The 26416-nt window shown below is 71.4% G+C and carries 19 protein-coding genes and 3 tRNA genes; 8 read left to right on the forward strand and 14 right to left on the reverse strand.

What is annotated here, in order from left to right; all coding sequences use genetic code 11:
- Window positions 1–176 precede the first annotated feature (176 nt).
- Window positions 177–249 (reverse strand) — tRNA-Arg (locus ACSMXV_RS21370).
- A gap of 295 nt (window positions 250–544) precedes the next feature.
- Window positions 545–635, reverse strand: a tRNA-Ser gene (locus tag ACSMXV_RS21375).
- 228 nt (window positions 636–863) lie between these two features.
- Here ACSMXV_RS21375 and ACSMXV_RS21380 point away from each other — a divergent pair.
- Together ACSMXV_RS21380 and ACSMXV_RS21385 are read left to right on the forward strand one after the other, a co-directional pair.
- A complete protein-coding gene (locus ACSMXV_RS21380; protein WP_473172940.1) occupies window positions 864–1310 on the forward strand; it encodes an SSI family serine proteinase inhibitor in 447 nt (148 codons plus the stop codon).
- Between the two features lie 246 nt (window positions 1311–1556).
- Window positions 1557–6365, forward strand: a complete 4809-nt coding sequence (locus ACSMXV_RS21385; protein WP_473172941.1) for a PAS domain-containing protein — start codon at window positions 1557–1559, stop codon at window positions 6363–6365.
- Between the two features lie 69 nt (window positions 6366–6434).
- On the opposite strand, the gene ACSMXV_RS21390 is transcribed toward ACSMXV_RS21385, so the two are convergent.
- From ACSMXV_RS21390 to ACSMXV_RS21425, 8 genes are all read right to left on the reverse strand, one after another.
- Window positions 6435–8111 carry a long-chain fatty acid--CoA ligase gene (locus ACSMXV_RS21390; protein ID WP_473172942.1) on the reverse strand — a complete coding sequence of 559 codons (1677 nt, stop codon included), beginning with the start codon at window positions 8109–8111 and terminating at the stop codon, window positions 6435–6437.
- 185 nt (window positions 8112–8296) lie between these two features.
- Window positions 8297–8890 carry a SigE family RNA polymerase sigma factor gene (locus ACSMXV_RS21395; RefSeq protein ID WP_473172943.1) on the reverse strand — a complete coding sequence of 198 codons (594 nt, stop codon included), beginning with the start codon at window positions 8888–8890 and terminating at the stop codon, window positions 8297–8299.
- A gap of 181 nt (window positions 8891–9071) precedes the next feature.
- Window positions 9072–10238, reverse strand: a complete 1167-nt coding sequence (locus tag ACSMXV_RS21400) for a lipid-transfer protein (protein WP_473172944.1) — start codon at window positions 10236–10238, stop codon at window positions 9072–9074.
- A complete protein-coding gene (locus ACSMXV_RS21405; protein WP_473179019.1) occupies window positions 10235–10690 on the reverse strand; it encodes a MaoC family dehydratase in 456 nt (151 codons plus the stop codon). The genes ACSMXV_RS21400 and ACSMXV_RS21405 overlap by 4 nt, the downstream gene beginning before the upstream one ends.
- Window positions 10691–10695: 5 nt before the next feature.
- A complete protein-coding gene (locus ACSMXV_RS21410) occupies window positions 10696–11790 on the reverse strand; it encodes an acyl-CoA dehydrogenase family protein (RefSeq protein WP_473172945.1) in 1095 nt (364 codons plus the stop codon).
- Window position 11791: 1 nt separating this feature from the next.
- Window positions 11792–12844, reverse strand: coding sequence for a bifunctional MaoC family dehydratase N-terminal/OB-fold nucleic acid binding domain-containing protein (locus tag ACSMXV_RS21415; protein WP_473172946.1), 1053 nt, complete (start codon window positions 12842–12844; stop codon window positions 11792–11794).
- A 68-nt stretch (window positions 12845–12912) separates the two neighbouring features.
- Window positions 12913–14094 carry an acyl-CoA dehydrogenase family protein gene (locus ACSMXV_RS21420; protein ID WP_473172947.1) on the reverse strand — a complete coding sequence of 394 codons (1182 nt, stop codon included), beginning with the start codon at window positions 14092–14094 and terminating at the stop codon, window positions 12913–12915.
- 87 nt (window positions 14095–14181) lie between these two features.
- Window positions 14182–14493, reverse strand: a complete 312-nt coding sequence (locus ACSMXV_RS21425; protein ID WP_473172948.1) for a hypothetical protein — start codon at window positions 14491–14493, stop codon at window positions 14182–14184.
- A 291-nt stretch (window positions 14494–14784) separates the two neighbouring features.
- Between ACSMXV_RS21425 and ACSMXV_RS21430 the strand changes: the two genes are divergently transcribed.
- Window positions 14785–15651, forward strand: coding sequence for a bifunctional DNA primase/polymerase (locus ACSMXV_RS21430; RefSeq protein ID WP_473172949.1), 867 nt, complete (start codon window positions 14785–14787; stop codon window positions 15649–15651).
- 601 nt (window positions 15652–16252) lie between these two features.
- On the opposite strand, the gene ACSMXV_RS21435 is transcribed toward ACSMXV_RS21430, so the two are convergent.
- Window positions 16253–16337 (reverse strand) — tRNA-Ser (locus tag ACSMXV_RS21435).
- Between the two features lie 162 nt (window positions 16338–16499).
- Window positions 16500–18083, reverse strand: coding sequence for a S1C family serine protease (locus ACSMXV_RS21440; protein WP_473172950.1), 1584 nt, complete (start codon window positions 18081–18083; stop codon window positions 16500–16502).
- A gap of 288 nt (window positions 18084–18371) precedes the next feature.
- Between ACSMXV_RS21440 and ACSMXV_RS21445 the strand changes: the two genes are divergently transcribed.
- From ACSMXV_RS21445 to ACSMXV_RS21455, 3 genes are all read left to right on the forward strand, one after another.
- Entirely contained in the window at window positions 18372–19208 is an 837-nt protein-coding gene (locus tag ACSMXV_RS21445; RefSeq protein ID WP_473172951.1) for a glycerophosphodiester phosphodiesterase, read from the forward strand.
- 72 nt (window positions 19209–19280) lie between these two features.
- Window positions 19281–19916 carry an ATP-binding protein gene (locus tag ACSMXV_RS21450; RefSeq protein WP_473172952.1) on the forward strand — a complete coding sequence of 212 codons (636 nt, stop codon included), beginning with the start codon at window positions 19281–19283 and terminating at the stop codon, window positions 19914–19916.
- 153 nt (window positions 19917–20069) lie between these two features.
- Window positions 20070–21059 (forward strand): DUF5926 family protein, encoded by a 990-nt coding sequence (locus ACSMXV_RS21455; RefSeq protein ID WP_473172953.1) that lies wholly within the window; start codon window positions 20070–20072, stop codon window positions 21057–21059.
- A gap of 271 nt (window positions 21060–21330) precedes the next feature.
- Here ACSMXV_RS21455 and ACSMXV_RS21460 read toward each other — a convergent pair whose 3' ends face one another.
- Together ACSMXV_RS21460 and ACSMXV_RS21465 are read right to left on the reverse strand one after the other, a co-directional pair.
- Window positions 21331–21942 carry a hypothetical protein gene (locus ACSMXV_RS21460; protein ID WP_473172954.1) on the reverse strand — a complete coding sequence of 204 codons (612 nt, stop codon included), beginning with the start codon at window positions 21940–21942 and terminating at the stop codon, window positions 21331–21333.
- Window positions 21943–22084: 142 nt separating this feature from the next.
- Window positions 22085–22750, reverse strand: coding sequence for a bifunctional DNA primase/polymerase (locus tag ACSMXV_RS21465; protein ID WP_473172955.1), 666 nt, complete (start codon window positions 22748–22750; stop codon window positions 22085–22087).
- 512 nt (window positions 22751–23262) lie between these two features.
- Here ACSMXV_RS21465 and ACSMXV_RS21470 point away from each other — a divergent pair.
- Window positions 23263–24711, forward strand: coding sequence for a PP2C family protein-serine/threonine phosphatase (locus ACSMXV_RS21470; protein WP_473172956.1), 1449 nt, complete (start codon window positions 23263–23265; stop codon window positions 24709–24711).
- 141 nt (window positions 24712–24852) lie between these two features.
- A complete protein-coding gene (locus tag ACSMXV_RS21475; RefSeq protein WP_473172957.1) occupies window positions 24853–26343 on the forward strand; it encodes an aminopeptidase P family protein in 1491 nt (496 codons plus the stop codon).
- Window positions 26344–26416 lie beyond the last annotated feature (73 nt).

Here is a 26416-nt window from a genome sequence, read left to right on the forward strand (position 1 = left end):
TGACTTAAGCAAGTAAAGTTGGATCGTGTGGCCGCGCCGTGAAGGGTTCGGGGTGGCGGAGGCCGAGCAGGGGAACGGTCGTGAGGCCGAGCAGTGGAACGGTCGCGGTCCCTGCTGCACGACCGGCCGCCAACGCAAGAAGCCCCGGATCACTTCCGGGGCCTCTTGTCTGTGTGTGCACTCGGCAGGATTCGAACCTGCAACCTTCTGATCCGTAGTCAGATGCTCTATCCGTTAAGCTACGAGTGCCTGTGTTTTGTTGTGCTGTGCGCTCTTCCTCCCGGGCTTTTCGGCCCGGTCGGCGTTGCGGGAACAACATTACATGAACGGCCGCCTGAGGCGAAATCCATATCCCGCACCCCGTCTGACCTGGGAAAATGATCAGACTGCGACCGAACGGGCCCGGCGCGGCCGGGACGCGCGGGCCTGTCTTCGGATGCACGGGCCCGCCTTCGTCGAATGCCCGGGCCCGCCTCCGGCCGAAGATCAGCCGGAGAACGACCGAAGCCCCGGTCGCGACGACCAGGGCTTCGGGATCAAGGAGCGGAGGCGGAGGGATTTGAACCCTCGATGGGCTTTAAGGCCCAAACCGCATTAGCAGTGCGGCGCCATAGACCGGACTAGGCGACGCCTCCAGTGCAACAGCCCGCGCGAGCGCGAGTAGGTGCGTGCAGATGATGACACAGCCAAGCGGGCTGTCACCAATCGGTTCCCACGGTACTAGGCATGCAGGCCACAGGGCAAAGCACCGCCCCACCGCAACGTCGCGGCGCGTAGGACGTTGAACGGGGCAGAGCCGTGCGCCGCGCGTACCTGCACAGAGGCCGTACGCGGCGCTCACCCGCACCCCCTGGAGCCTCGTCATGCTGCGCCGTCTCGCTCTCACCGCCGCCGCCTCCGTCGCCGCGCTGTCCGCAGCGCCCACGGCGACGGCGGCCGACACCGACCCGCTGCCCCTGCCCCTTCCTTCGTTGTTCACCGCGCCGGACCAGCTGACGATCACGGTCCAGGGCGCGGGCGGGGACGCTGATGGAACGTATGAGCTCAAGTGCGGACCGGCGGGCGGTACGCATCCGAATCCGGCCGGAGCGTGTGGACGCCTGGGGCAGCGGGCGGCGGAAGGCCGTGATCCGTTCGCGCCCCGGCAGCAGGGCGCCATGTGCACCATGCAGTACGGCGGGCCTGCCACGGCCCACGTCACGGGCGTCTGGCACGGGCGGCCCGTCGACGCGACGTACAGCAGGAGCGACGGCTGCGAGGTCGCGCGGTGGGACGCGATCGTGCCGGTGCTGCCGGCCGTTCGGGCCTAGATTCACCGTGGTCCGGCCGTAGCTCAGTCGTTCGGGAGTCAGGCAATCGTCCGCTTCTAGCCGATGCGTCGGCAGGTCGGGGCCATGGTCACAGCATCTACGTCTGTTCTGCGTGCGACCTCCCTCTCATCCGGCGCCGCGAGCGCAACCACTGCCCGTAGACTCCCTCCCGTGACACACCGCGGGCCGCGGGGCAAGATGGCCTCGGCGGTCGGCAAGGTGCGGTAACAGGGAGGAAGCGTCGTCGTGAGCAGCAGGCCATCCCGAGGCGCTGCTCGCCTCGCAGCCATACTCGACGCGCTGCCGGACGCCCTCGTCCTGGTCAACGCCAACGGCACCGTCGTCAACGCCAACACCATCGCCCTCCAGACCTTCGAGGCACCCGGCACGGCACTCGTCGGGCGTGGACTGCTCGATCTGCTGCCGGAGTTCGACTCGCGGCTGATCCCCGGGTCGATGCGGCGGCCCGAGACGACGGACGAACAGGGACGTACCAAGCCGACCCGGATGATCGCGCGGCGCACGGACGGCAGCGAGTTCCCCGTCGAGGTCAGCAGCGCGAACCTGGAGAACGGCCAGCAGGCGTACGACAGCAGCCCTGCCTACACCGGCGACGAGCTGCTGATGCTCGTCGTACGCGATCTCACCGGGACCGTCGACACCGAGGCCGAACTGGCGCGTTCCCAGCGGCAGACCGAGATGATCCTGCGGGCCGCGGCCGAGGGTGTGGTCGGGACCGACACCGAGGGCCGGGTCGTCCTCGTCAATCCCGCCGCCGCGCAGATCCTCGGGTACCGGGCCAGTGACCTGGGCGGACAGGACCTGCACGCGCTGATGCTGCACTCGCGGGGCGACGGCGAGCCCTTCCCGTACGAGGAGTCGCCGCTGGCCGACACGCTCCGGTCCGGTCGCAAGCACCGGGTGCGCGGGCAGGTTCTCTGGTCCAAGAGCGGCGACAAGGTGCCGGTCGATCTGACGACCTCGCCGGTACGGGACGGTGACCAGCTCGTCGGTGCGGTGCTGACGTTCACCGACCGCCGGCCGTACGAGGCCCTCGCCGCGGAGAAGGAAGCCGCGGAGCAGCAGCACGCGGAAGAGCAGGAAGCCGCGGCGCGGCGGCACGCGGAGGAGCTCGCCCAGGCCGAGGAGGAGCACGCCGAGGAACTCGCCGGGATCACCGAGCGGCACACGGAGGAGCTCGCGTCCGAGAAGGAGCGGTACGCGGCCCTGGCCGAGCGTGAGAAGGACCGATTCGAGGAGCTGACCGCGCGGCACGAGCAGCTGCTCGCGGTGCTCGGCGGATCACTGCGCGGGCCGCTCGAGGAACTGCGGCGCGAGCTCTCCACGCTGGCCGCCGACGACGCGGGGCAGTTGTGGCCCGAGGCGAACCAGGTCCTGCACCACCTGGCCGCGGGCTACGCGCGCATGACCACGCTCGTCGACAACGTGCTCGCCTACCAGCGGCTCGACGAGGGCGTGGAGCAGCTCGCCAGGCGCGCGGTCATGCTCGACGGGGTCGTGGCGGCCGGCGTCGAGGGGGCGATCGAGCTGATCGGCCCCGGGCGCGCGCAGTTCGCCGTGCACGCCCCGCCACTCGAGGCCGAGGTCGACCCGGAGCGGCTCGCGACGGCACTCGCGCATCTCGTCGCGGATGTCGCGGGCGTCGACGCCACGGGCAACGCGCCGGTCTCGGCGGGCGGTTACATGGACTCGACGGTCGTCGTCGCCGCGGCCCAGCGCGGCGAGGTCGTACGCATCGAGGTGCGCGGTCCCTACTCCGGCGGAGACCCGGTCCACCAGCCGATCGTGCAGGGCATCGTGCGCGCGCACGGCGGCGTGCTGCAGACGCACGAGGTGCCGGGCATGAGCGGCAGCGCGTATGTCCTCGAGGTGCCGATCGGGGGCGGGGCAGGGACCGTTCCGACCGCTGCTCTCGTACATCCGGCGGCCGATGCGACCGGGGCCGGTTCCGGGACCGACGGTTCTGGTGCTGCCGCGGACGGTACGGGTGCCTCCGGCGCCGAGACGGGGCACGCGGGCGCAACAGCGATGGTCCCTGCGCAGGCCACGGGTGGCGGGCGCCGCCGGGCTCGGCGGGCCTCGGTGGACGCCTTCCTGGACGGTCCCGGCGGGGATGGGGGTACCTCCCTGCTCGGGCAAAGCCGAGAGCTTGGGGGAGAGTCCGGTACGCAGGGGCCCGACGCGGATGGTTCCGGTGCGGCGGCGGACGGCGGAGCCGTTCCGACCGGGCGGCGTCGCCGGCGGCGTGCGGAGGAGCCGGCGGGCGCCGGCGACGCGGTACAGCCGCAGCTGCCGGCGCAGGCTTCGGGCCCGGCCGGCGGCGGTACGGGACGGCGGCGCGGGCGGCCGAGCCCCGCGGAGGGCGCCGTGGTGACCGCGGCCGAGCATGCGGCCGGATCGGCGGCGCTCGGTGAGACGGTGCCGCCCCAGGGCGTACCGGTGCCCACGGGCCGGCGTGCGCGGCGCGACGCCGATGAACAGCGTGCCCTGCCCGCTCTGCCTGCCGCATCGGCGAGGGCGACGGCGCAGGGAGCAGAGGGAACTCAGGGACCCGACGGGCCGGCATCGTCGGCAGGCGCCGAGTCCGGGGCCGGGGAGGCGCTGGGGGCTGTCCCGCCCGCCGGGCTGCCCGGCGCCCCCGGCTCGAACGGGGTTGCCGGGAACGGCGGAGGCGGCACTTCGGGTTCCGGCGTCGGGCAGCCCGCAGGGCGTCGTGCCCGGCGCGCACTGGCGAGTGCCACGGACAGGGGCGCTGGGCAAGAGGCGAGCCCCCGGGCTGCCTTCGCGCTGCCGCCCGCCGAGGCGGACCGGGCGCCGGGCGGCGGGGACGATTCCGGACAGCATGCGACGGCGCTTCACGACCCCGCCGACGACCACACTCCGCCGCAGCCCCACCCGACCTCGGCATCGACGGGTCGCCGCCGGGCCCGCCGCACCGCTCCGGCTGAGCAGGAGCCGAACGTACTCCAGACGCAGGAACAGCAGGCCGTCACGCACGGGCAGCAGGTACCGATGCCGGCGCCGGTGCCGGGGGCACTGCCGGGTGCATCGCCCGTGGCCACTTCGGCGCTGGGGCCCGCGGAGGCTGCCGGAGCTGAACCGGTGCCTGGGACGGCGTCCGGTGTTCCCGTGCAGAACGCGCCGCATGCTCAGGGCGCGCCGCAGCAGCCTCAGGGGGCACCTCACCCGCAGGACGCTCAGCACACTCAGGGTGCACAGAGTGCTCAAGCTGCGCGTCCCGTGCTCAACGGGCAGTCCGGGCAGCCAGGACATCCCGGGCAGGCGGCGCAGACGGCGCTGAACGGCCAGTCCGTTCAGACGGCTCAGCCCGTATTCACGGCTCAGCCCTGGACGAACGGCGCAACGCCCGCTTCCGGCATACCCGTTCCGGCCCCCGACGCCACCCACAACGGGCAGCCGATGCCGGACCTGTCCGCGCAGTCCGGCCGGCCCACCTCGTCCAGCCCGGGGCGACAGCCTGCCCAGCCGTCCCCGGCAGCCGTTCAGCCCTGGCCGGACAGCGGAACCCCCGCCGCAGACGTACCGGCACAGGCCACTCCCGACCCGCAGCAGGCACAAGCCGCGCCGGCCGCACAAGCCACGCCTGTCGCGCAGCCCGCGCCCGCCACGCAGCCCGCACAGCCGGCGCCCTCACAGACCGCCACCCCGCCGAACGGCCCGACGACCCGCGGGCGCGGCGTCGCGCTCCCGCCGCAGCTCGGGCCGCGGGCCGCTCAGCCGTTGCCCGCCGAGGCCCCGGCCGGTGACGCGAACTCGACGCAGGGGCGCGCGATCAGCGTGCGCACCCTGGGCCAGGGCGTGCCGTTCGGCCGCCAGAGCGCCGAACTACAGCGCTCGCCGGGCCGGCCGGGAGCCCAGCCCGCACCGGGCGCACCGGGTCCTCGTCCCCCGCAGCCCCTGTCGGCCGCACAGCTGCCGGGGGCCCAGGCGCCCCGGCAGGCACAGGCACCCGCGCCCACACCCGCGGTACCCACACAGACGACTGCACACCAGGCGCAGACGACGCCCCCGCCCGCCAACCCCACGGGTTCGGGCCGCCGCCGCAAGCTCGCGACCCCGCCCGAGCCGAGCGGCGACCGGCCGGAGACGGCGGCCCGCCCGCACCCGGAGGCCACCGCGCCCGGTGCCCAGCCGCAGTCCAGGCTGGCCACGTCCACGGAGGGCGGCGGCCGCTCGTACGCCATCGGGGCGCCCGACGAGGACGCCGACGAGGGCCCGGAGCCGCTCGACGGCCCCGGCGGCGCCGTCGAGGTCGCCGACCAGCCCCTGCCGCAGCCGATGGACGACGAGCTGCCGCCCGAACCGCTGGACAACCCGCGCCGACTTCTGGTCTGGCCCGCGCCGGACGTCCCCACGCAGCAGGCGCTCAGCGACCGCGGCTACCGGCCGGTGATCGTGCACTCCCGCGAGGAGGTCGACGCACAGATTGCGGCGTTCCCGGCCGCCCTCTTCGTGGACCCGCTGACCGGTCCGATCACGCGTACGGCGCTGCAGTCGCTGCGCCAGGCCGCCGTCGCCGCCGAGGTGCCGGTGCTGGTGACGGCGGGACTCGGCCAGGCGACGCGCGAGGCGGCGTACGGCGCCGACCCCGCCGTACTCCTGAAGGCCCTGGCGCCGCGCGACAGCGAGCAGCATCCGCCGCGCGTCCTCCTCATCGAGGAGCACGCGGAGATCGCGCTCGCGCTCACCGCGACGCTGGAGCGGCGCGGCATGCAGGTCGCGCGGGCGCAGGACGACGCGGACGCGGTGACGCTGGCGGCGCAGATGCGGCCGAACCTGGTCGTGATGGACCTGATGCAGGTACGCCGCCGACGCGCCGGAATCGTCGACTGGCTGCGCGCGAACGGCCAGTTGAACCGCACCCCGCTCGTCGTCTACACCGCGGCAGTCGACCAGGCCGAACTGCCGCGGCTCGCCGCCGGAGAGACGGTTCTGTTCCTGGCGGAGCGCTCCACCAGCGCCGAGGTGCAGACGCGCATCGTGGACCTGCTGGCGAAGATCGGCACGAACTGACCACGGGCTGAGGGCAGACGCACCACGGCGGGCGGGCACTGGGTGCCCGCCCGCCGCAATCAGTCAGGGTCAGATCTGCGTGACGTCCAGCTCGCCGTCCGCGTACTGCCTGCGCAGCACCTTTTTGTCGAACTTGCCCACGCTCGTCTTCGGCACGGCGCCGATGACCGTCCAGCGCTCGGGCAGCTGCCACTTGGCGATCTGGGCCTCGTCGGAGAGGAAGGACCGCAGCGTCTCGAAGTCGGCGGTCGCGCCCTCCTTCAGCACCACGGTGGCGAGGGGGCGTTCGCCCCACTTGTCGTCCGGGACGGCGACGACCGCGGCCTCCGCGACGTCCGGGTGCGACATCAGCGCGTTCTCCAGCTCGACCGAGGAGATCCACTCGCCGCCGGACTTGATGACGTCCTTCGCCCGGTCGGTGAGCGTGAGGAAGCCGTCGGGGCTGATCGTGCCGACGTCGCCGGTCTTCAGCCAGCCGTCCTCGCTGAACTTGTCGTCCGGACGGAACGGCTCACCGGACGCCCCTCCGTAGTACGCACCGGCGATCCACGGGCCCCGGACCTCCAGCTCGCCCGCCGACTCGCCGTCCCACGGCAGCCGTTCGCCGCCGGGTCCCCTCAGCCGCGCCTCGACGCTCGTGGGGAAGCGGCCCTGCGTGAGGCGGTACGCGAGCTCCTCGTCGGTGCCGACGGCATGGGCGGGCGGACGGGCGATCGTGCCGAGTGGGGAGGTCTCCGTCATGCCCCAGGCGTGGCAGACCCGCATCCCCAGCTTGTCGAACGCCTCCATCAGGGACGGCGGGCAGGCCGAGCCGCCGATGGTGACCTGCCCGAGCGAGCTGACGTCGCGCGGCTTCGCGTGGAGCTCGGCGAGCAGGCCCTGCCAGATGGTCGGCACGGCGGCCGCGTGCGTCGGGCGCTCGCTCTCGATCATCTCGGCGAGCGGGGCGGGCTGCAGGAAGCGGTCCGGCATCAGCATGTTGACGCCGGTCATGAAGGTGGCGTGCGGCAGTCCCCAGGCGTTGACATGGAACTGGGGGACCACGACGAGCGTGGTGTCCTGGTCGGTCAGGCCCATCGACTGCGCCATGTTGACCTGCATGGAGTGCAGATAGACGGAACGGTGCGAGTAGACGACGCCCTTGGGGTCGCCGGTGGTGCCGGAGGTGTAGCACATGGCCGCGGCCTGGCGTTCGTCCAGCTCCGGCCAGTCGAAGGCGGTGGGCTTGCCCGCGAGCAGCTCCTCGTACTCGTGCACCTGCGCGGTGGCGCCGTCGAGGACGGAGCGGTCGCCGGGGCCGGAGACGACGACGTGTTCGAGGGTCGGCAGATGCGGGAGGAGCGGGGCGAGCAGCGGGAGCAGGGAGCCGTTGACGATGACGACGCGGTCGGCGGCGTGGTTGACGATCCACGCGAGCTGTTCGACGGGCAGCCGCAGGTTGAGCGTGTGCAGGACGGCGCCCATGGAGGGGATGGCGAAGTACGCCTCGACGTGCTCGGCGTTGTTCCACATGAGTGTCGCGACACGGTCGTCGCCCGCGACACCGAGGTCGTCCCGCAGGGCGTGCGCGAGCTGGGCGGATCGAGCACCGATCTCGGCGAAGCTGCGGCGCTGCGGCTCGCCTTCGCCGGTCCATGTGGTCACCTGCGAGGTGCCGTGGATCGTGGATCCGTGGACAAGGATCCTGGAGATCAACAGCGGTACGTCCTGCATGGTGCTCAGCACGGCATCCTCCCGGGGCGACATTGCCTACGCGGCAGTAAGGGTTCGGCAAATTCTGCGCACATACCGCGCGGTATGTCACTAGTCCCGGGGATGATCGATCACCGCGTCGAGCAGGAGCGGCACTTCTCACACGCCTCGGTTTCGCACGCGCCGCACTCCTCAGCCTCCACGGCCTCACGGGCGACGCAGTTCACATGCGCCGCAGCTCAGCGCACGGGTGCGAGCTCCGGGTCCTCCCGCAGCTTGCCGAGCGCCCTCGACACCGCGCTCTTGACCGTGCCGACGGACACCCCGAGCACCTCGGCCGTCTGGACCTCGCTGAGGTCCTCGTAGTACCGCAGGACGACCATCGCACGCTGCCGGGCCGGCAGCTTCATGATCGCGCGCCACATCGCGTCGCGCAGCACCTGCTGATCGGCCGGGTCGCCGACCGGCACCAGGTCCGGTTCGGGAAGCTCGTCGCAGACGAACTCGTCGACCTTGCGCTTGCGCCACTGCGACGTACGCGTGTTCACCAAAGCGCGCCGCACATAGCCGTCGAGGGCCCGGTGGTCCTCGATCCGGTCCCATGCGACATACGTCTTCGCGAGCGCCGTCTGCAGCAGGTCCTCGGCATCGCTCGGGTTCCCCGTCAGCGAACGTGCCGTGCGCAGCAGTACGGGGCCGCGCGCCTGGACGAACGAGGCGAACGACGGGTACGCCGGATGTGCCGGGTGAGCCGAGCGTGCGGGGTGTATCCGGTACGCCGCGTGTGCCGTTCCCGCGGCCTTCGATGCGCTGGTGCAGACAGGCGTGGTCATGGCTCCCACGCTAGGAGGGACCACACCACCGACGAATCGGCCGCAGGTGCCGAAGACCTGTCCCCCTCAGGTTGTAGGGCTGACGGTGTCCCCACCTTCTGGGGTTGGAGGACACCGAGCGCAGTACTCAGGGTTCATTACGGAGAGGCGAATCCCCTTGCAGTACGGACACCGGCTCCCCTCAGTCGTCCGCCCCCAGGACCAGCCCTGATGTGGGGACACCTGTGCCCGCCGTGACCAGGACCCGGGCGGCTCCCGGTATCTGGTTCACCGATGTGCCGCGCAGCTGACGTACCGCCTCCGCTATCCCGTTCATCCCGTGCAGATACGCCTCGCCGAGCTGACCGCCGTGTGTGTTCAGCGGCAGCCGGCGCTCGGCGACGAAGTCCGCGGCCTCTCCGGGCCCGCAGAAGCCGAACTCCTCCAGCTGCATGAGCACGAACGGTGTGAAGTGGTCGTACAGGATCCCCACGTCGACTTCCCCGGTCGTCAGCCCGGAGCCGCGCCACAACTGGCGCGCCACCACGCCCATCTCGGGCAGTCCCGTGAGGTCGTCGCGGTAGAAGCTGGTCATCTGCTCCTGGCCGCGCCCGGCGCCCTGGGCCGCGGCTGTGATCACCGCCGGCGACTGCGGCAGATCGCGAGCGCGCTCCAGTGACGTCACCACGATCGCCTGCCCGCCGTCCGTCTCCTGGCAGCAGTCGAGGAGCCGCAGGGGCTCGACGATCCAGCGCGACGCCGCATGGTCCTCGAGCGTGATCGGCTTCCCGTGGAAGTAGGCCGCCGGGTTCGTCGCCGCGTATGCACGGTCCATGACGGCGACATGGCCGAACGCCTCCGGTGTCAGTCCGTACGCGTGCAGGTACCGCTGTGCCGCCATCGCCACCCAGGACGCGGGTGTGAGCAGGCCGAACGGCAGCGACCAGCCGAGCGCCGCGCCCTCCGCGGACGGCTCACGGTGCTGCACGCCGGAGCCGAATCGCCTGCCCGAGCGCTCGTTGAACGCCCTGTAGCAGACGACGACTTCGGCCACCCCGGTGGCCACCGCGAGCGCCGCCTGCTGGACGGTGGCGCAGGCCGCGCCGCCTCCGTAGTGGATCCGGGAGAAGAAGGACAGCTCGCCGATGCCCGCGGCCTGGGCGACCGTGATCTCGGGGCTTGTGTCCATGGTGAAGGTGACCATGCCGTCGACGTCGGCGGGGGTGAGCCCGGCGTCGTCGAGCGCGGCCTGCACGGCCTCGACGGCCAGCTTCAGCTCGCTGCGTCCCGAGTCCTTCGAGAACTCGGTGGCACCGATCCCGGCGATCGCGGCCCGTCCGCCGAGGGAGTCCCGGTTGCGTACGCTCATGACGCGGCCCCTGCCGGACCGCCTGAGGGTGCGGCGGCCGCCGCGCGGGGGACCGTCACCGTCACCGTGCCCGTGACATGTCGGCCGATGCCGTTGGCACCGACGACCCGGACCACGGCGGTCCCGCCGTCGCTCTCCTCGACCGTGCCGGTCAGCACCATGGTGTCGCCGGGGTAGTTGGGCGCTCCGAGCCGTATCGCCACCTTGCGGAGCATGGCCGCGGGCCCGAAGTGATCGGTGATGTAGCGCCCGACGAGCCCGTTGGTGGTGAGGATGTTCATGAAGACGTCGGGGGAACCCTTCTCCCTGGCGAGCTCCGCGTCGTGATGCACGTCCTGGTAGTCGCGGGAGGCGATGGCTCCGGCGACGATCAGGGTGCGGGTGATCGGGATCTCCAGCGGCGGAAGTTCGTCGCCACGGCTGAACACCCGAACGGGTTGTGCGCTGCCCATGTCGCTCATGTCCGGCCCCCTCCCTTCGCGATCACGTCGCCCAGTTCCTCCAGTACTTGGCTCCCGGGGCCCAGATACGCGTCCAGTTGCCGCCCCCACAGGAAATGCCGGTGCACGGGATGGTCGAGGTCGGCGCCCGTACCGCCGTGCAGATGCTGACCCGCGTGGACGACGCGCTTGCCCGCCTCCGACGCCCACCAGGCGGCGGTCAGGGCATGCGTGGCGTAGTCGAGCCCCTCGTCGCGCCGCCATGCCGCTTCGTACGCCGTGACCCGTATCGCCTCGGTGTCCATGTACGCGTCGGCGGCGCGGAGTTGGACGCCCTGCTTGGCGGCGAGGGGCCTGCCGAACTGCTCGCGGGCGTTGGTGTGCGCCACGGTGCGCGCGAGCGAGCCCGCGCACACCCCGGCCTGCAGCCCGGCGAAGGCGGTGCGGGCGATGGCCAGCACGTCTGCGTACGGGGAGGGGGTGTCCGGTCCAGGGGGTCCGGCTCCGAGCCGCTCCGCCGGCGTCCCGTCCAGGACCAGCCGTCCCGCCGACCAGGGCGCGGTCAGCTCGACCGGCTCCGTCAGCGCGTCGGCGGTCCGTACGAGCCACAGGCCGTCGTCGGCGTCCACGACCAGGACATGAGTGGCATCGCGCAGCCACGGCACCCAGGGCACCGTCCCGCTCAGGGCGCCTCTTTCGCCCTGAACCGCGCCATGGCCCGGTCCGCCACCCGCCGCGGCCCCCGCCCGTATCGCACCGCGCGGCGCCAACGCTCCCGTGGCGATCACCGTGCCGTCACACAGCCCGGGCAGCAGCCGCTCCCGCTGCTCCTCCGTGCCGTGCGCGGTCACCCCCAGCACCCCGTACACACAGCTCGCGGCGAACGGCACCTGGGCCGTCGTCCGCCCCTGTTCCTCCAGCATCAGCACCAGCCCGAGCAGCCCGGTCTCCTCGACCGCGCCCGGCAGGCCCGCCGCGCACAGCGCCTTCCACAGCTCCGCGTCGGTGCCGCCGCCGGTCGCAGCCAGCCGCTCCGGGGTGGACAGGTCACCGAAGATCTGCGCGGCGAGCCCGTGGGCCGCCGCCTGTTCCGGCGTGGGAGTGAAGTCCATGTCAGACACTCCCTCCCGCGACAGGCCCGGCCACATCCTCGGTCGCGCGGAAGACCGGCAGCTCCAACTCATCGTCCACGCGCAGGAACTCGAGCCGTACCCGCATCCCGATCCGCACCTTGTCGGGCGCCACACCGACCACGTTGCTGACGATCCGCACCCCCTCGGCCAGCTCGATCAGCCCCACCGCGTACGGAGGGTCGAAGGCCGGGAAGGGCGGGTGGTGCATCACGACGTAACTGAACACCGTGCCCTCGCCGCTCGCCTCGACCGGGTCCCACTCCTGCCCGCCGCATGCGTTGCACCCCGGCAGCCAGGGGAAGCGCAGTGTGCCGCACCCCAGGCAGCGCTGGACGAGCAGCCGGTGGTGCGCAACGCCCTCCCAGAACCCGGCGTTGTCCCGGTTGATCACCGGTCGGGGCCGTCGCGGCTTCGGTTCCCGGACCTGGCGTACTTCGGTTGCCCGGCGGGCCGCCGGAGCGTACTTGAGGATCCGGAACCGGTGCGTCCCGGCGAGCTCACCGTCCGCACCGGCCCTGACGTCCATCCGCGTCGTGACGAAGTGCCCCGTCCCGAGCTTGGTCGTCTTGCGCTCCGAGACCGATTCGATCACCGCGTCGAAGGTGATCTCGTCCCCCGGCCGCAGCGGCCGCAGATACTCCTGCTCGCAGTCGGTGGCGACCACCGACGTGTACCCGGCGCCGTCCAGCAGGGTGAGCAGCTCGTCGTACGCACCACTGCGCGCCTCGTGGCCGGAGAGGCCGCCCATCGTCCAGGCCTGAAGCATGGTGGGCGGCGCTATGGCGTCAGGGCAGGCGTAGGCAGGGTTGGTGTCCCCCATCGCCTCGCACCAGTGCCTGATCATCGGCTCGTTGACCGGGTCCTTGCCCACGCCCGCGACGGCGGCCGGCCGTCCCTCGTACGCCTTCAGCCGCTCGTACGAAAGCGAAATGGCGCCCGCCGTTTCGGCCGAGGAGCCGGCCGAACCTGCCCGGACCGCCGTGCCGGCCGAGAAGCTCCCGGAACTCGGCCGCCCCGCCGCGCCCCCCGACATGCTTCTCGAATCCGCCCCGCCCGCCGTGTCCACCGCGGAACCACCGGAATCCGCCCGTCCCGCCATGCTCACCGCCGCCCCCTGTGCATCCCGAGCCGCATCGTCGCGACGATCTCCCGCTGCACCTCGCTCACCCCGCCCCCGAAGGTGTTGATCTGCGCCGCCCGGTTCATCCGCTCCAGCTCGCCGTCCCCGAAGGCCCCCGGCGATCCGGCCCGCACCAGCCCCGCTTCCCCCGCGATCTCCTGACACATGCGATACGCCTCGACCGCCGATTCCGTTCCCGCGAACTTCACGCCGCTCGCATCGCCGGGAGCCAGCCGCCCCGCCCCCACATCCCCCACCAAACGCCAGTTGAGCAGGCGCGTTGCCGCCAGCCGGGCATGCACCTCGGCCAGCCGCGACCGCACCCAAGGCGCGTCAATGCGTCGCTCGCCCGTCACTGGATCGGGTGCCCGAGCGGCAGCCAGTACCGCCTCGTACATGTCCTCGGCCTGCATTCCGAGCGCGGCCAGCGCGACCCGTTCGTGGTTCAGCTGGTTGGTGATGAGTCCCCAGCCGCCGTTCTCGTCGCCCACGAGGTTCGAGGCCGGGACGCGTATCCCGTCGTAGTAGGTCGCCGTCGTCGTCAGGCCGCCCACGGTCTCGATCGGCGTCCAGGAGAAGCCGGGCGCATCGGTCGGGACGAGAATGATCGAAATGCCCTGGTGCTTGGGTGCGTCGGGATCGGTGCGGCAGGCCAGCCAGATCCAGTCGGCGTGCTGGGCGTTCGACGTGAAGATCTTCTGCCCGTTGATCAGCCAGTCCCCGCCGTCGGCTCCGTCGGCTCCGTCGCGCACGGCGCGCGTCCGCAGCGAGGCGAGATCCGTCCCGGCCGACGGCTCGCTGTACCCGATCGCGAAGACGATGTCGCCGCTGAGGATGCCCGGCAGAAAGCGGTCCTTCTGCTCCTGCGTGCCGTACTTCATCAGGGTCGGTCCGACGGTGTTCAGCGTCACCATCGAGACCGGGGCGCCCGCGCGGTACGCCTCGTCGAAGAACACGAACTGCTCGTCGGGACCGCGCCCCTGCCCCCCGTACTCGACGGGCCAGCCGAGCCCGAGCAGCCCGTCGCGCCCCATGCGGCGCAGCAGCCGCCGCCGGCCTTCCGCGTCCCCGGCGGCGGGCGGTCCGTCCGGCATCAGATCCCGGAAGTACGTACGCAGTTCGGTACGCAGTTGCTGCTGGCGCACGGTGGGGGCGAGGTGCACGGCGGCGGCCTCTCGGTTCGTACCGGCAAGAGTTTCTGACTGTCCGTCAGATACGTGACCGGTGTCAAGACCGCCGCCGGCGAAGTGTCACCACATCTCGGCGAAGCAGATCAGGACCGTCTCGCTCGACTGGTCGATGGCCGTGTCCTCGGAGCCGTTCACATGGGCGGTGGGGCTCTGGTTCAGGGCGCCGAAGCCGACCGCCTGCTGTTGCGTGGTCGACGAGGTGCCGTAGTTGTCGCCGCCGACGCCGCCGGCGCCGACCGCGGCCGCAGCGGTGTTCGATCCGTCGTCCGCGAGAGGGCCGCTGTCGGCCGACGCGACACCCGTGAAGAGGGCGGCCGAGAGCGGCAGAGCCGCGACGGCGGCGATGACGCGGGCGGTGCGGATGCTTGCCATGTCTGTTCCTCCAGAATCGTCCAGATCACCCAGAAGCGGATCATCCAGATGCGGACGTACACACCGGTGGAGCACCGGACGTACGCGGTGTCGCCGGGCAGTTGACCGACCACCCGGGACGGGTTCACGACGTCGCGAGGGCAGAGTTGCCCACCCATTCCGTGAGGAAATCACCCCAGAAGCCGCGATTCGCCCTCAAGCGTGATGATCAAGGCGATAAACCAGCGGCAGAGACCGATACCGCCCCATACCCCCTTCCCTTTATCGAACATACGTACGAACATGGGAGGCATGGCCACCACCGACCGGCATGCCACGACCCTGGCCCTCGCCCATGCCCTCTCCGCAGCCGAACGCGGACTGGCCGTCATACCGCTGTCCCGCACCAAGCTCCCCGCGCTGCGTTCACCGCACCGCGCGGACCCCGAACCCGCTCTCTGCCGTGGCGAATGCGGACGCCTCGGCCACGGCGTGTACGACGCGTCGAGCGACCCTCGGCGCATCCGAGAGCTCTTCGCCGCCGCCCCCTGGGCGACCGGCTACGGCATCGCCTGCGGGCTGCCCCCGTACCACCTGATCGGCGTCGACCTCGACACCAAGTCCGGTACGGACTCCCCGGCCGCCCTGCGCGAACTCGCACTGCGCCACCTCTTCACCATCCCGGACACCGTCGTCGTGATCACCCCCAGCGGCGGCCGTCATCTGTGGCTCTCGGGCCCGCCCGACGTCGTCGTCCCCAACTCCGCAGGCCGGCTCGCCCCCGGCATCGACATCCGCGGCGCCGGCGGATATCTCGTCGGCCCGGGCTCACGCACCGATCACGGCGTCTACAGCACCGTGCCGGGCACCTCCCTCCTGGCACCCGCTCCCTGCCCGCCCGCCCTGCTGCGGCTGATCACTCCCCCACCGCGCCCGCACCACCCGACGCCCCCGTCCGCCGGCCAACACGGCCAGGGCCTCGTCCAGTTCGTACTCGCCGCTGGCGTTGGGCAGCGCAACACACGACTGTTCTGGGCCGCCTGCCGCGCCTACGAGAACGGCATCGGCGAGGAACTCGCCGCCCCACTCGTCGACGCCGCGATCCACACCGGCCTCTCGGAACGCGAGGCCCGCGCCACGATCGCCTCGGCGGCCCGGCTGACGGGACACCGTCCGTGAGCGGCACGCGCGCGTGCCGCCCGTGAACGACACGCGCGCGGGCGTCCGCGAGTGAGGCCCGTTCCGGACCTCCCCGCGCGGCGCCACGCCGAATCGGCATAGGCAGCCGGCCGGGAGACCTGGACCCGGCAGGGCTTGGCACCTCCCCGAAGGTCACACTTGACTGGGCGCCGCCCGAGAGCGACGACGAGATCGATTTCCGGTACGTACCGGGCCCGGATGTGGCGCGCGCCCTGCTCTCTCGTCGCAAGGCTGAGTCCGAACTCGCGGCAGTGCCGTACTCCCTGCGGCACGCGGGGTTTCCCTCTGGATCAAGTCGGGGGTCGACCCCGCGGAGGTCACCGCGCGGGCCGGTCACAGCATCGCCGTGCTGTACCGCTTCTACGCGAAGATCCTCAAGGGCGGTCAGCAGCACTCCAACAACCTGATCGCCCGCGCACTCGACGAGCGTGATCAGCCCTGACCCTGGCCCGCGGATGGCCCATACGTACTGGTCAAAGCTGGGATACCGGCGAGAAAGGGTGAGACAGCCCGCATGCAGAAGGGGTGCTCCCTCGCCTGGGAGCACCCCTTCTGACCTGCACAGTCTCTGACCTGCTAGCGGTGGGTGTGGGATTTGAACCCACGGTGGCTTGCGCCACGACGGTTTTCAAGACCGTTCCCTTAGGCCGCTCGGGCAACCCACCTCGCCCCGGCCACCTGGGGCGGAGCGGCTACAGCCTACCTGTCACGGACATGGGAACGGGAGCGTCCCGCCCCCCGGACCGCCCCTGCAGGATGGGGGGCCGGTTCCGCCGGCCCCGTCGCCACGTCGCCGTGTCGCCGTGTCGCCGTGTCGCCGTGTCGCGTCAGCTGTCGCCCTTGCGCTCGCCCAGGACCACGTCGACCGTGTGCTCCTTGCCGTCCCGCTTGAAGGTGATCTTGACGGTGTCGCCGGGCTGGTGGGTCCAGATCTCACCGATCAGGGTCGGACCGCTGTCGATCACCGTGTCGTCGAGCTTGGTGATGACGTCGCCGGGCTTGAGGCCCGCCTTGTCGGCGGGGCCGCCCGGGGTGACCGGGTCGGCGCCGTTGGCGCCCTCGTCGGTGATCTTCGCGCCCCCGCCGTCCTCCTCGAGGGAGACCGAGGCGCCGATCACCGGGTAGACCGGCTCGCCCGTCTTGATCAGCTGCTTGGCGACGTTCTTCGCCTGGTTGATCGGGATCGCGAAGCCGAGGCCGATCGAGCCGGCCTGGCCGCCGCCGTCCAGGCCGTTGCTTGCGGACTGGATGGCCGAGTTGATGCCGATGACTTCGCCGCGCGCGTTGAGGAGCGGGCCGCCGGAGTTGCCCGGGTTGATGGAGGCGTCGGTCTGCAGGGCGCTCATGTACGACGCCTTGCTGGTGCCCGTACCGTCGCTGGAAGCCACCGGGCGGTTCTTGGCACTGACGATGCCCGTGGTCACCGTGTTCGAGAGGCCGAAGGGCGCGCCGATGGCGATCGTCGCGTCGCCGACGGCCACCTGGTCGGAGTCGGCGAGCGGCAACGGCTTCAGGTTGTTGGGGGCGTTCTTCAGCTTGATGACCGCGACGTCGTATCCCTGGGCGCGGCCGATCACCTCGGCGTCGTACTTCTTGCCGTCGGAGAAGGTGGCGGAGAGCTTGCCACCGTCGGCAGCCGAGGCCACCACATGGTTGTTGGTGAGGATGTGGCCCTGCGTGTCGTAGACGAAGCCGGTGCCCGTGCCGCCCTCTCCGTCGCCGGCCGTGGCCTCGATGGTCACGACGCTGGGCAGCGCCGCAGCGGCGATCCCGGCGACCGAGGCGGGATCACGCTTCAGATCCGACGGGGTGTCCGAGCCGGAGACGGTCGTCGAGCTCGCGGTGTCGTTGCGCTCCGCCGCCCAGTAGCCGACGCCGCCGCCGACGCCTCCTGCCAGCAACGCGGCCGCCAGCACCGCGGCGACGAGTCCGCCGCGCCGCCCGCCGGGCTTCGGCTGAGGAGGCTGGTACGAGGAGCCCCAGCCGGAGCCGCCGCCACCTCCCGCGTACGAGGGAACGGTCGGCGGCGGGGGAGGCCACTCACCGGCGGCTGCACTCCCGTGCCCCGCCGCGCCACCGTGCCCCGCCGCGCCACCGTGCGACTCCGGGGCGCCCTGGCCCGGCGTCCCGCCGTGAGCGGCATCGGCGTGCTGATACGCCGCGCCGTACGCACCCATAGCCGCACCCTGACCAAGGGCACTCTGCTCATGCGCGACCTGCCCATGCTGTGCGGTCACGTGGTCGCCCTGCGGGTGTGCCGTGGCGGCCGCGGCACCCTGGCTCGGCGCTCCGGGCGCCGCGCTGCCGGGCGTAGCGCTGCCGGGCGTCGCGGATGTGGCGGGAGTTTCCACCGGCACAGGAGGTGCAGACGGGGCCGGGGGTACCACAGTGCCCTCGTTCTCGGTGCTCACAGCTCTTCTCCTCGATCCACGGCTGTTCTTCTCGGTCGTACTCGGTCGCCTACGGCCACGAACCGGCACGGTCCAGCTGTGCATTTGTATGCGGTCAGCTTTTACCAAGGGACGTCAGGGCACCATAAGCCGTTCCTGTGCGTCCGATGCCATCCTTTATCTCCGACGAAACGGACGCATCCGGGGAGGGCCCTCCAGCCGGACAGGCCATTTCACGCCACCCATCGGCGGGCCCTCTCCGGCACCCTCTCTCGCACGTCTACCCAGCGGCGGTGGCACCATGACGCGGTGACCTACGCACGACAGCACCTGATCGAGGTCGTCGCCCACCGTGGAGCCTCCGAGGACGCTCCCGAACACACCCTGGCCGCATACAAGAAGGCGATCGAGGACGGGGCCGACGCCCTCGAATGCGATGTGCGGCTGACCGCGGACGGCCATCTCGTCTGCGTCCACGACCGACGCGTCAACCGTACGTCCAACGGCCGCGGCGCCGTCTCGGCCCTGGAGCTCGCCGACCTCGCCGCGCTCGACTTCGGCTCCTGGAAGAAGCAGCAGACCCCCGCAGGGGACCGCGGCTGGGAGGAGAGCCCGGACTGGGAGGAGCACGCGGACCCGGAGGACACCTCGGTCCTCACCCTGGAGCGGCTGCTCGAACTCGTGGCCGACGCGGGCCGCCCGGTCGGGCTGGCCATCGAGACGAAACACCCCACCCGCTGGGCCGGGCAGGTGGAGGAGCGGCTGATGGCCCTCCTCAAGCGCTTCGGGCTGGACTCGCCGCCCGCCGAGGGGCCCTCGCCGGTACGGATCATGAGCTTCTCGGCGCGCTCGCTGCACCGCATCCGGGCGGCGTCGCCCACCCTGCCCGCCGTATACCTGATGCAGTTCCTCTCTCCGCGGCTGCGCGACGGACGGCTGCCCGTGGGGGTGGGCATCGCGGGGCCCGGCATCCGCATCGTCCGCAGCCACCCGGGATACGTCGCCAGGCTGAAGCAGGCGGGCCACCAGGTGCACGTCTGGACCGTCGACCAGCCCGCCGATGTGGAGCTCTGTGCCGAACTGGGCGTCGACGCGATCATCACCAATCGCCCCCGGCAGGTTCTGTCCCAGCTTGGCCGTAAATAGCCCCTGACAGCCGCCTGAGCGCCCGTTACAGGGAGTGCACCGGCGCGTTCGATCCGTATTTGATCGTGACGAGTGCGTCACAGGCGGTGTATTGGCCGGTTTCCCGTCGTACCCATTGGGGCATCCACACCGTGGCGTGGGGCGAAGGAGGTCTCGGGGGTGGCGTTGGTGGTGGCACAGGAGGTGCCCACGTCGTCAAGCATGGCCGTGCCCCATGGCCCTGCGGGCGTGGGGGAAGCGAGACACCGGATGCGCGATCAGTTGCGCATAGGTGGCGTACCGGACTCGGTCATAGACGATGCAGTACTGATCCTTTCCGAACTGCTCAGCAATGCCTGCCGGCACGGCAGGCCGCTGGGCGATGCCCTCGCCGGTGATGGGGACGTCAGGGCCGCGTGGAGCGTGGACGCAGGCGGCCGGCTGATGGTCGAGGTGACGGACGGCGGTGGTCCGACCCGCCCGGTTCCGGCCACGCCCTCGGTCACCGCACATGGCGGCCGCGGGCTCAACATCATCACGGCACTGGCCGACGACTGGGGTGTCCGGGACGACGCCCACGGTGAGGTCACGGTGTGGGTCGTGGTCCATGGCGATGTGCACGGCCACCGACGCGACGACTTCGCTACGCGCATCGCGGCGCCACCGGTGTCGGCCATACCAGACATATCGGACCTGGACTTCGCGGACGCGTTCGACGACATGGACTGAACCGGCACCGCCTCTGGCGGCGGCGACATGGACGGACTCGCCCGCTTGCGCCTCCGCCACGGCCGTCGCGCCGGGCTGATCCCCGCCGCTGTCCGTACGAGCGGCTAGGCTCGCGCCCGTAACAGGACCAGCCGCTGGCGGGAGACACCCAAGATGGCCAAAAAGCGCAGTCAGACCAAGGCCAAGAAGGCGCAGATCACCAATGGCGCCCGCACCGCAGGCGCCGAGGGTGACGTGCCGGTGGTCGGAGCCCGCGAAGCCTGCCCGTGCGGTTCGGGCCGTCGCTACAAGGCATGCCATGGCAGGGCCGCCGCGCACGCGGTGACCGAGTTGGTGCACCGCCCCTTCGAGGGCCTGGCCGGCGAAGGGGACTGGATCGCGCTGCGCGAGCTGGTGCCCGCCGCGACCGTCGAACTGACCCTGAAGGACGAGCTTCCCGAGGGAGTTCCGTCGGTGACCCTCGCGACCGTGCTGCCCATGGCGTGGCCGGCGCTGCGCCGCGACGACGGCTCCGTGCTGCTCGGCCTGCAGAACGACACCCCGTCGGGCGACATCAGCCGCGATCTCGCCGACACCCTGCAGCGCGCGCTGACTGCCGAGCCGGGCACGCCCGTCCAGGGCCGCCGCGCTCCCTCGGACGCCCCGCGTCTGCAGGACCTCCTCGACCCGAAGGCGCCCTTCGAGCCGGTCGTGCACTCGGGGTTCGAGTTCTGGGTCCCCGACTCGGAGAACGCGTCGCCGGAGGTCACCGCCTCGCTGGAGCGGGCGAACGCCGCGGCGATCCCCACCGTGAAGCTCTCCGGCGTCGACGCCGCGTACTGGTGCGAGACCCCGGAGAAGAACCATCTGCGCTGGGTCATGCCGTATCCCGAGGAGCAGCTCATCGACGCGCTCGCGCGGCTGCACGCGGCCGGTGCGTCGGGGCTCGGTGAGGGCACGCGCCTGGTCGGCTCGTTCCGTGCGCACGGGCTCACGGTTCCGGTCTGGGATCTGCCCTCGGGCGTCTCGGGCGAGGACATCGAGAAGCCGGCGGCCGAGTTCGCCGAGCGGCTCGCCGCGGCGCTCGCGTCCGACGCGCCGCTCACGGCGGACGAGCGCCGCGCGCGCGGCGGCCTCACGAATCGACAGGTGACTCTCAGCTGACGCATAGCTGCCCGGGCAATCAACCGAAGATCTTCAGATCAGCCGTGACTCCTGTCACAACTCCCTGCAAATGCAGGTAATTCAGCGCCCGGATCCACGAGATCGAATTTGCGAACAGCCGATCTCTTGTTACCGTTCAATCGAGCCCGGTTGCTGGTGCATCCCCCGTCGCCAGCAACCGGGCGCTTCCATGTCCGGGCACCAGCCGTCGGACACACGCCGGACGCCGCGACTTCGCCCCGGATGCCTCGTGCCTCAACCCGCCTCATGATCAGGCGGGTTCATCGCTGCCGGAGCGCAGCAGCAGCGGTTCGGCCTCCTGACTGCCCGGGGCTGCGCCTGTCGCCGCGAACTCCGCCACGGCCGCATACGCCGCCGCATCCCCCGTTGTGCGCTCCCTCGGCGTTTCGCACGCCCCGGAGATGTCTCCCGCAGTCACCGCGCAGTGCATCTGCACCGTTTGCCCGTCCGGCACCATCAGCGTCAGTACGGAAACGAGTTCCCGGCCGGTCTCGTTGCGGTAGTAAGTGCGCGCCCAGGTCTGATCTCCCTGGGTCAGCACGCAGGTCTGGGCCTCGATGCCGTCGGTCGACGAGAGTTCCGGACCGCACCGGGCGGCGGCGACCGGGCCGGACGCCTCGGACGATGACGACGGCGACGACGTGCTGTCATCCCCGGTGCTCTCACGCCAGGTGCTGTCACTCCCGCTCGCGAGGTCTCCGGCGGGTGCGACGCTGCCCGCGCCCGGTTCCGAAGCCGTGCGTGCGGCCTCCGCGGTACGGGCCGCCGGTCCCGACCCGCCTGTCACGTCCTCGTGCGCAGGCCCGGCCGATGCTCCGGTCAACGGCAGCAGAGCCGTCAGCGCCACAAGGACGGAGAGCACGATCAGACGAGGGGTCGGGGGGCGCCTCCGGTGGCCGGTGGAACGCATCCGGAGATCCGGGGAACGCCCCCCGGGGAGACAGAGCATGGCCTGAAGATAACGGCGGTTCGCAGGCGCACAGTTCGCCGCGCGCCGGTTGCCCCTACAACTCGGGTGCGCTCACACCCGTACGAGTGAGGGCTTCCACCACGGTGTCGACGATGGCTTCGACGTCGGGCAGCCAGGGGGCCGCGGAGCCGGGGAGCGGAGCGCGCTCCCAGCGGACCTGGCCCGGGCCGGTCACCGACGGGGGCAGTGCCAGATAGCCGCCGTCGCCGTGGAAGCGGAGCGAACCGGGCACGTGGTCCTTGGCGTACAGCAGCTCGCCGAGCTGCTCCAGCGAGTAGGGCGCGACGAGCAGGAACCAGCGGTCCGGGTTCGCGACGACCGGGCCCAGCCGCACGTCCCTGCGGTCGAGCGCCGCGAGGGCGCGGGCGCCCGCGAGGGCCGGCAGGCTGACCGCGCACGGGGCGCGGCCTCCGGTGGCGAGCAGGATCGGCGCCTCGGGCCGGTTCGTCCACCACCAGCGCACCATGGGCTCGTCGGTGGTGGCGGCAAGCAGCACGGGGTCGAAGGGATGAGCGCCGGGCACCGTGCACTCCGGGTCGGGGCAGGCGCAGAGGTCGGCGCCTCGCGTCCGGAGCCCCACACCCGGGAGTACGGGCCACTGCCATGCGGTCGCGAAGTTCAGGGCCGCGCTGATCAACTCAGGCCTCCCGTTGTTTCGCCTGGAGAGGATCCTGCGTCGCCTTCCGGGGATCTCGCGCATGAGCGCTCGTTCCTTTCCGTTGAACGCCGAGGGTCACGTCACACCTTGTGTGCATCACTTACTGTGCGTACAAGCAGGCGCATCACACCCCAGCCCGAGGCAGGGGGAAACCCCGATGAGCCGCAGCGCCAATCGTCGGCTGCGTCCATTAAAAGCATGGCGCGGGGGTGGCGGCGCCTGGCGTTTGCCGTCGCGCGTGGTTCTCGCCACCTCCGCCACGGGAGGATGGGGTCACGGTCGTCGGTGGTTAAGACGCCCGGGTCCGGCGCCAGGTTCCGGGATGATCCCCAACTGCCCCTGGCCTTCACCGAGTACGTACCCATCACAACCGCGATGACGCTCCGTCGAACAAAACCAGTCGACCGCAATATGCCGTTACCTGGGGCAATTTTTGGCCAAGTTCACATCATCGGGCGCACCTCATGGACACCAGGAATCCCAGCAGGACAATGCTGGACATCCCCTGACGAGTGCGTGTAGATGTGGAGACACTGCTAGCGGCGCAGATTGACATGGGGGTTTGCGATGCTATTGGGCAATACGCACCGTCCCGAAAGCGGGACGCCATGAACGTCCCCCGCCTTCCGAAAGTGGCTGGAATCGATTCAACGGTTCCACCGCCCGCACACACTGTCGCGCCCGCATCCTCCGCATCGGGTTCCCCGTCGGCCGTTTCCCCCAGCGCCCCCTGCGCCGTGCTCCAGGACCGGCTCGCCGGCTGGGTCTCCGACCTCACCACGCTGCACGAACTCACCGAACGGCTGGCCCGCACGGCGTCCTTGGACGGCGCCCTGCACGAACTGCTGGACGCCGGAGCCGCTCTCGTCGGCGCCCGCCGCGGTCTCGTGATCCTGGAGCCTGCCGACGGCGACGGCCCGGACACCACGATCGGTCTCGGCCTGGGCCGCGCCGATCTCGGCCATATGGAGACGGTGCCGCGCAGCTCCACCTCGTACGGCCGGATTCTGGAGGGGCTTCCGGGCGGTGACGCCGAGATCGCGCACCCCGACCTGCTCGCCGAGGAGGAGCTGGATCCGCGCCATCGCGCGGTCGCGGCGCGCCTCGGTTTCGCCGCCAGCTACACGCTGGCGCTGGCCACGGATGCGGCGGGCCGGCTCGGCGCGGCGGTCTGGCTGTACGACGAGCCGGCCGAGCCCGTCGAACGGCAGCGGCACCTCGTGGGCCTCTATGCGCGCTACGCAACCGAGCATCTGGCCCGGCTGCTCGAACTGGAGCGGGCCCGCTCGACCGTGGCGACCATCACCGGTGAGCTGCTGCCCGCACGGCTGCCCCGGGTCGCCGGGGTGCAGCTCGCCGCCCGCCATCGCACCGGCCCGCGCGGCGGAGGCGACTGGTACGACGCGCTGCCGCTGCCCGAGGGCGCGCTCGGACTCGCCGTCGGCTCCGTCACCGGCTGCGGACCGAGCGCGGTGGCCGCGATGGGGCGGCTGAGGGCCTCTCTGCGGGCGTACGCGGTGATGGAGGGCGAGGATCCGGTCGCCGTGCTGTCCGATCTCGAACTGCTGATGCGGCTGACCGAGCCCGCGCGGAGCGCCACCGCCCTGTTCGCGTACTGCGAACCCCTGCTGCGCAAGATCACGCTGGCCGGAGCCGGGCACAGCCCGCCGCTGATCGTCGGCGAGCGGCGCACGGAGTTCGTGGAGACGTCGCTGTCAGCGCCGCTGGGAATGCTGGCGTGCTGGGAGGCGCCGAGCGTGGAAATCCGGCCGGAGCCTGGCGAAACGGTATTGCTGTGCACCGACGGCCTGCTGCACCGCACCGGCGATCCCACGGACCGGGCTTTCGCACGGCTGCACGCGGCGGCGGCGAGCGTGCCGCGAGTGCTGAGACAGGACCCCGGAGGCATCGCCGACCACGTCCTGCGCCAGGTGCTGCCGGACGGGCTCGCCGAGGCCGAGAGCGAGGAGGACGTGGTGCTGCTGGCGGCCCGCTTCGAGTGAGCGGCCATCTGGCTTCAGACCTCCTCGCGACAGGTCCTTCGGCCCTGGGCCCCCTTACCTGCGCCCGTACGATGGTGGAGGTCCCCCCTGCTCGATCACCACCGAGAGCCTGGGGGAAGGTCCAGTGCCGTATCGAGGAGGATGACCGTGGCCGACGAGCTCCCGGAAGCTTTGGACTCTGCTGCTACCGCAGCGGGGCCGGAGACCGAAGCCGAAGAGCCGATCAAGCAGCGCAAGAACGGCCTGTACCCGGGCGTGTCCGACGAGCTCGCCGAGAACATGAAGTCCGGCTGGGCCGACACCGAGCTGCGCGGCCTGCAGCCGATCGCCCAGGCCGAGCACACGGCGCGCCGCCGCGCCGCGCTCTCCGCGCGCTTCCCGGGCGAGCGCCTCGTCATTCCCGCGGGCAATCTGAAGACCCGCTCGAACGACACCGAGTACCCCTTCCGCGCCTCCGTCGAGTACGCGTACCTCACCGGAAACCAGACCGAGGACGGCGTCCTCGTCCTGGAACCGACGACCGGCGGCCACGAGGCAACGATCTATCTGCTGCCGCGCTCCGACCGCGAGAACGGCGAGTTCTGGCTGGACGGCCAGGGCGAGCTGTGGGTCGGCCGCCGCCACTCCCTCGCGGAGGCCGAGCAGCTGTACGGCATCCCCGCCGCCGATGTGCGCGAGCTGGCCGGCAAGCTGCGCGAGGCCACGGGGCCCGTCCGGGTCGTGCGCGGGTACGACGCCGGGATCGAGGCCGCCCTCACCGACAAGGTGACGGGCGAGTGCGACGAGGAGCTGAGGGTCTTCCTCTCCGAGGCCCGCCTGGTCAAGGACGAGTTCGAGATCGGTGAGCTGCAGAAGGCCGTCGACTCGACGGTGCGCGGCTTCGAGGACGTCGTGAAGGTCCTGGACAAGGCCGAGGCGACCAGCGAGCGCTACATCGAGGGCACGTTCTTCCTGCGCGCCCGCGTCGAGGGCAACGACATCGGCTACGGCTCGATCTGCGCCGCCGGCCCGCACGCCTGCACGCTGCACTGGGTGCGCAACGACGGCCCGGTGCGCTCCGGCGACCTGCTCCTCCTGGACGCCGGCGTGGAGACCCACAGCCTCTACACGGCCGACGTCACGCGCACGCTGCCGATCAACGGCACGTACACCGAGATCCAGCGGAAGATCTACGACGCCGTGTACGAGGCCCAGGAGGCCGGTATCGCGGCCGTGAAGCCGGGCGCCAAGTACCGCGACTTCCATGACGCCGCGCAGCGCGTGCTCACCGAGAAGCTGGTCGAGTGGGGTCTCGTCGAGGGCCCGGTCGAGCGGGTCCTGGAGCTGGGGCTGCAGCGCCGCTGGACCCTGCACGGCACCGGTCACATGCTCGGTCTGGACGTCCACGACTGCGCGGTCGCGCGGACCGAGACGTACGTGGACGGCACGCTGGAGCCGGGCATGTGCCTGACCGTCGAGCCCGGCCTGTACTTCCAGGCGGACGATCTGACGGTGCCGGAGGAGTACCGCGGCATCGGTGTCCGTATCGAGGACGACATCCTCGTGACGGAGGACGGCAACCGGAACCTGTCGGCGGGGCTGCCGCGCCGCTCCGACGAGGTCGAGCTGTGGATGGCGAAGCTCAAGGGCTGAGCAGCACATTCGGATGAGGTGGCCGGGCGCCGTGGGGGTGCCCGGCCACTGTCGTACCGGGGGGCTCGGGTAC

It is taken from the genome of Streptomyces sp. DSM 42067 (genome assembly GCF_055792885.1).

Coding starts and splice junctions, on each gene's coding strand:
- ACSMXV_RS21380 (WP_473172940.1), top strand. CDS start 864: ATGCTGCGCCGTCTCGCTCTCACCGCCGCCGCCTCCGTCGCCGCGCTG.
- ACSMXV_RS21390 (WP_473172942.1), bottom strand. CDS start 8,111: ATGTCGCCCCGGGAGGATGCCGTGCTGAGCACCATGCAGGACGTACCG.
- ACSMXV_RS21395 (WP_473172943.1), bottom strand. CDS start 8,890: ATGACCACGCCTGTCTGCACCAGCGCATCGAAGGCCGCGGGAACGGCA.
- ACSMXV_RS21400 (WP_473172944.1), bottom strand. CDS start 10,238: ATGAGCGTACGCAACCGGGACTCCCTCGGCGGACGGGCCGCGATCGCC.
- ACSMXV_RS21405 (WP_473179019.1), bottom strand. CDS start 10,690: ATGGGCAGCGCACAACCCGTTCGGGTGTTCAGCCGTGGCGACGAACTT.
- ACSMXV_RS21410 (WP_473172945.1), bottom strand. CDS start 11,790: ATGGACTTCACTCCCACGCCGGAACAGGCGGCGGCCCACGGGCTCGCC.
- ACSMXV_RS21415 (WP_473172946.1), bottom strand. CDS start 12,844: ATGTCGGGGGGCGCGGCGGGGCGGCCGAGTTCCGGGAGCTTCTCGGCC.
- ACSMXV_RS21425 (WP_473172948.1), bottom strand. CDS start 14,493: ATGGCAAGCATCCGCACCGCCCGCGTCATCGCCGCCGTCGCGGCTCTG.
- ACSMXV_RS21430 (WP_473172949.1), top strand. CDS start 14,785: ATGGCCACCACCGACCGGCATGCCACGACCCTGGCCCTCGCCCATGCC.
- ACSMXV_RS21455 (WP_473172953.1), top strand. CDS start 20,070: ATGGCCAAAAAGCGCAGTCAGACCAAGGCCAAGAAGGCGCAGATCACC.
- ACSMXV_RS21465 (WP_473172955.1), bottom strand. CDS start 22,750: ATGCGCGAGATCCCCGGAAGGCGACGCAGGATCCTCTCCAGGCGAAAC.
- ACSMXV_RS21470 (WP_473172956.1), top strand. CDS start 23,263: ATGGGGGTTTGCGATGCTATTGGGCAATACGCACCGTCCCGAAAGCGG.
- ACSMXV_RS21475 (WP_473172957.1), top strand. CDS start 24,853: ATGACCGTGGCCGACGAGCTCCCGGAAGCTTTGGACTCTGCTGCTACC.